The organism is Mycobacterium innocens, from assembly GCF_900566055.1.
GTDB lineage: Bacteria > Actinomycetota > Actinomycetes > Mycobacteriales > Mycobacteriaceae > Mycobacterium > Mycobacterium innocens.
On sequence record NZ_UPHQ01000262.1, the window covers coordinates 1 to 1,437 of the forward strand.

Annotated in this window: 2 pseudogenes; both read left to right on the forward strand. The window is 69.6% G+C overall.

The window, feature by feature from the left end:
- Positions 1-222: pseudogene (locus tag EET03_RS30475) on the forward strand (PE family protein); the annotation flags it as partial.
- A 442-nt stretch (positions 223-664) separates the two neighbouring features.
- Positions 665-1,437, forward strand: a pseudogene (locus EET03_RS31995) (PE family protein); the annotation flags it as partial.

A 1,437-nucleotide genomic window follows, 5' to 3' on the forward strand; every position in this document is an offset into this window, starting at 1 on the left:
GACGACGGAGCCGGTGGCTTCGGCGTCGACGGCGCCGGTGCAGGCGGTGGCGGTGCAGGCGGTGGCGGCGGTAGCGCCGGCCTACTGGCCGGGCCAGGCGGTGACGGCGGCAACGCGGTGCTCATCGGCAACGGCAGCACCATCCCCACGCCCGCGGCTGGCGGCACCGGCCGCCTCGGCGGGATCTTGCTGGGCGCAAGCGGGATCAGCGGATTGCCGTAGTTGAGATAATCCCAACGGGATTCGCGTGCAACGGCGTCGCGCATACATGAAGAATTGCGGTGGGAAATCCGGCGGATGGCGACCGACCCCTCGACGGTCGACCTCCACCGATCTGCACTTCCTCGCGGCCGAAGATGTGCCAAAAGTGTCACCACACCGCCTGGTGAGCGGCCGGGTACAACCCACTCCGGTCCCGTCTTGGCAGTGCGGACGTGCAGCTGAAACTACCCGCATGTGAGCAAGGTGTGCAAATCATGAGCCACCACCGAACCGCGCCGGTAGCGGTCCGAAAACCACCGGCTGAGCAACAACGGCGCGGCACACCAGAATGCCCTAGCAACCCGATCAATACGCCGTGCCGGTGTCGGGGAACGGCATACGATGCCTTCACGTCTGACGTCGCCCGGCGACCAGGGCCGTCATGACCGCGGAAGGATCTCTGATGTTATTTGTGATCGCGGCGCCGGACACAGTTGCGACGGCGGCATCGGATCTGGCGGCCGTCGGTTCGACGATCGGCGCGGCCAACGCGGCCGCGGCGGCACCGACCACCAACCTGTTGGCCGCCGCGGAGGACGAGGTGTCGGCGGCCATCGCGGCGTTCTTTGGCGCCCATGCGCAGAGCTATCAAACCCTCGGCGCCCAAGCGCAGGCTTTTCATCAGCAATTCGTCCAAGCCCTCAACACGGGTGCGGCGTCCTATGCCGGCGCCGAGGCCGCCAACGTGTCGCCGCTACAACAATTGCTCAACGCGATCAACGCGCCGGTGCAGAACCTCACCGGACGCCCACTGATCGGCAACGGCGCCAATGGAGCGCCGGGCACGGGCCAAAACGGCGGTGACGCCGGGTAGCTGATCGGCAACGGCGGAGCCGGCGGTTCCGGCGGAATGTCCGGCACCGGCACCGGATTGCCCGGCGGCAACGGCGGGGCCGGCGGGTTGCTGTTCGGCACCGGCGGCGCCGGCGGTGCCGGCGGGTTTTCCTCAACCAACGTTGACGGCGGCACCGGCGGAACGGGCGGGGCCGGCGGGCTGCTCCTCGGTACCGGCGGCGCCGGCGGTGCGGGCGGCTTCGGCGCGGGTACCGGTGGTATCGGCGGCCAGGGCGGATTGCTGTTCGGTAACGGCGGCGTCGGCGGCACCGGCGGGTTGGGCGACACCGGCGGTACCGGTGGCGTTGGAGGAACCGGCGGGCTGTTCGCTACCGGTGGGGC